This is a genomic window from Geobacillus sp. ZGt-1 (assembly GCF_001026865.1).
Lineage (GTDB): Bacteria > Bacillota > Bacilli > Bacillales > Anoxybacillaceae > Geobacillus > Geobacillus thermoleovorans.
Genome location: NZ_LDPD01000023.1, coordinates 222,398 through 226,143 on the forward strand (window position 1 = coordinate 222,398; position 3,746 = coordinate 226,143).

The window sequence follows — 3,746 nt, forward strand, 5'->3', positions numbered from 1 at the left end:
TTAAGTGGGGGTAGTTCACTGAGACAGTTTTTGCTTAATCAAATAATGGTTCGTAGCCACTTTTCGATACGTGAAGATCATTCCATCATCTCCAGCCGTTGCGAGCAACGCTTCAGATGACAAATCGGCGATTTTCGTTCCTGTTGCCCGGTTATAAATGGCACGGCTGGTGATGATATATTGACGGCTCGCCGCCCGAAGCGGCTCCGGAAATTCAGCGGCCACCAATGCGCCGGGCTGGGCTGGATTGATGCGCGCCTTTCCGTAAAAAATCTCCCCGCCGTTCATAAAAAAGGCATCATCCCCTCCAGGGAAGGACAATAGTTGCGAAACATGCCAATCGGAAAGCCGCACCGCATACAGATCATGATCCGATGTTCCTTCCTGTCCGACATACAATACATTTTGTTTTTCGTCATACCCAATCAACGGATTGATGAATACCTTTGGGATTCGCCATTGTTTTTTCGTCTTCATATCATAAACGGCAATCGATCCCGTCAACGTGCGGCTATTGTCCGTGAAGAAAATTTTCCCGTCCCCGATCGCCAATGAACGCGGAGCAGCGATCAGCGGCACCGTTCCAAGAAACTGCATTGTTTTGGCGTCGTAAATCGCCATTTTCGTCGCTCCCGATAGCGCAACATACACCTTGCCGCCATCAATTTTTACATCCGTCGGCTGCGGTCCGGGATGAATTTCTTTCACCATTTTCATGTCGCTGGCGCGAATGACAAACAGTTTGCTGTCTTCGGCGGACAACACATACAACCATCCGGTCGACGAATCATAAGCCAAATGGGAAATGGGGACATTGGTGAAAGCATAATGGGACGATCGAACATAATAGCTCTCATCGGCCGGCAATGGATATTTATAAATTCGATTTTCCCCTTCTTTGATCAAATACAAATTGTACTTTGCATCCATCAACGCATAGTTCGTCGGGAATGGAAGCGCGTTTATCTTAGCAGAGGTGTAACGGTCATACACCGCCTTATTTGTCACCACATAGGCCCCTTGAACATCTAAAACGGGGCCGTTATAACAGTCGTGCACCATGTTGATATTTCCGGCATCAATGCGCCTTCCCGCAAAAAACACATCGCTTCCGTCAACGATGAGCGGATGGGTGGGAGCGCTACCTCTCGGCCCTTGATACGAAACTCGCTTCACCACCTTCAAATCGAACAGGCGCAATACCGCTAAATCAGGAATGGAAACATTGCGGCCGATGAAGGCTAGACCTCTCTTCTCATCGAAAAACAACGTATTTTCCTCTGAAAAAACAGAAAAAAAGTTAGGATCAGCAATCAGCCGGCTTGTTTGGCGTTTCGCCGCCAAATCCCACATGTACATCTCATACGTCGTCTTCCCGCGCCCGTACTGCTTTCCGAAAGTTACGATTTTGTTGCCTAATAGGCCAAACGGCAATCCGTTATACGGGGCTCGTTGAATCAGCCGTTTTGTTTTGACGTCAAAAACGTCTATCGATGTTTCAGACGGCACATACAGCTTCCCGTCCCGCAAAAGAAGAGTGACCGACCGCTGGGCATATTTCCGCCATAAAGCGCTGTATGCCCGCAGAGAAACGGGTTCCTGCTTTTTGATCGACAATGTGCTCGCTTCAATAAATAATAACATCCCCTTTTCCGTGAGCGCATAAATATACCCATTTTGATCATCCATGACCCAATCGAGCACGCGCCCAGGAAGCTGTTGCGTACGCGGTCCGGCCGCTTCCGCTTTAGCGGAAGGAAACACATGGAAAAGACAGATAAACAAGAAGAGACAAAATAAAAAACCTTTCCTAAATGTTGTTCCCATTCCAATCCCCCGTCAAACAATGATTTCTAATTCCTTCCTTATACATTCCTTGCGCATAGCATAGCTCAAACAATCGAGCACCGACATTTGACCATTCCTTATCCATCCTCAATATCCATGATAGCCCACCGTTGATCATCACTTCAAGCTCTTTTTGCCATACGCCCCCTGTTCGGCCGCATGCACCAACTGCCGCCGATCACGAACAGCGGCCATCGCTTTGCTGTGTAATGCATTTTCATGCTTTCCATTTTGAACCTCCTTTCCCCCGAACGGTCAAACAAATATAATGAAAACGGAGCTCCCAATAGAAACAAGTGGGGTGAGGCAAAGTTGAACATTTTGCTCATTGAAGATGATGTGACGTTGTTTCAAGAAATCAAAGCACGTTTGGAACAATGGTCGTACGACGTTTGCGGCATCCGCGATTTCGGCCGTGTGATGGAAGAGTTTTCTGCTTGCAAGCCGCACTTGGGGAAGCTTTCGTTTCATCAAGCACCAAAAAACCCTTAGAACCGCCTTCGGCTCTAAGGGTTTTTCGCTTATTTCAACCATTCCGTATGGAAAATGCCTTCCTTGTCAACGCGTTCGTACGTGTGGGCGCCGAAGTAATCGCGCTGCGCTTGGATTAAGTTGGCTGGGAGCACCGCGGTGCGGTAGCTGTCGTAATAGGCGAGGGCGCTTGCGAATCCTGGCACTGGAATGCCGCGCATCGCCGCGGTGGCGACGATTTCGCGGAGCGCGTCTTGGTAGCGTTCGACAATGTCTTTGAAATACGGATCCAAGAGCAAGTTCGAAAGCGCCGGATCGCGGTCGTACGCCTCTTTAATTTTTTGCAAAAATTGCGCGCGGATGATGCAGCCGCCGCGGAAGATCATGGCGATGTCGCCATAGCGCAAGTTCCAGTTGTATTCCTCAGAAGCCGCCTTCATTTGCGCAAATCCTTGGGCGTACGAGCAAATTTTGCTCATATAAAGCGCGCGGCGCACGGCTTCGATGAAGTGGCCGCGGTCGCCTTCAAACGGCTTCACCGCTGGGCCTGCGAGCACTTTGCTTGCTTTCACGCGCTCGTCTTTCATCGCCGAGATGAAACGGGCGAACACCGATTCCGTGATGATCGGCAGCGGCACGCCCAAATCGAGGGCGTTTTGGCTCGTCCATTTGCCCGTCCCTTTTTGCCCGGCTTTGTCCAAAATGACATCAACAAGCGGCTTGCCTGTTTCTTCATCGATTTTCGTGAAAATGTCGGCCGTAATTTCAATCAAGTAGCTGTTCAATTCGCCTTTGTTCCAGTCGGCAAACACTTCGTGCAGCTCTGCAGCATCCATGCCGAGCACATGTTTGAGCAGGAAGTACGCTTCAGCGATCAGCTGCATGTCGCCGTATTCAATGCCGTTATGCACCATTTTGACATAATGCCCCGCGCCGTCCGGACCGATGTACGTCGTGCACGGCTCGCCGTCGACTTTCGCAGCGATGGCTTCAAAAATCGGGCGCACGAGCTCATGCGCTTCTTTTTGCCCACCCGGCATGATCGACGGGCCTTTCAGCGCCCCTTCCTCACCGCCGGAGACCCCTGTGCCGATAAAGTGAATGCCGAGTTCAGCGAGTTCTTTATTGCGGCGTTGCGTATCCTTAAAATACGTATTGCCGCCGTCAATTACAATATCGCCTTTCTCCAAATGCGGCTTCAGCTGTTCGATCGTCGCGTCCGTCGGCGCTCCCGCTTTCACCATCAGCAAAATTTTCCGCGGTTTTTCCAAGGCGTTGACGAATTCTTCGATGCTGTATGTACCGACAATGTTTTTTCCTTTCGCTTCCTGCAAAAACTCGTCCGTTTTTTCGCGCGAACGGTTGTATACCGCCACTGAATAGCCTTTGCTTTCAATGTTCAACGCCAAGTTTTTCCCCATGACCGC

2 protein-coding genes and 1 pseudogene are annotated in these 3,746 nt (G+C 50.1%); 1 reads left to right on the forward strand and 2 read right to left on the reverse strand.

All coding sequences use genetic code 11. The annotated features are described in order from the left end of the window. Positions 1-15 precede the first annotated feature (15 nt). Positions 16-1,764 (reverse strand): YncE family protein, encoded by a 1,749-nt coding sequence (locus VU18_RS09850; protein WP_236687348.1) that lies wholly within the window; start codon positions 1,762-1,764, stop codon positions 16-18. A gap of 303 nt (positions 1,765-2,067) precedes the next feature. Here VU18_RS09850 and VU18_RS19990 point away from each other — a divergent pair. Further along, positions 2,068-2,301, forward strand: a pseudogene (locus tag VU18_RS19990) (DNA-binding response regulator); the annotation flags it as partial. Between the two features lie 68 nt (positions 2,302-2,369). On the opposite strand, the gene gndA reads toward VU18_RS19990, so the two are convergent. Beyond that, a partial coding sequence (gene gndA, locus VU18_RS09860; protein WP_173426830.1) for an NADP-dependent phosphogluconate dehydrogenase occupies positions 2,370-3,746 on the reverse strand: 1,377 nt, incomplete at its 5' end.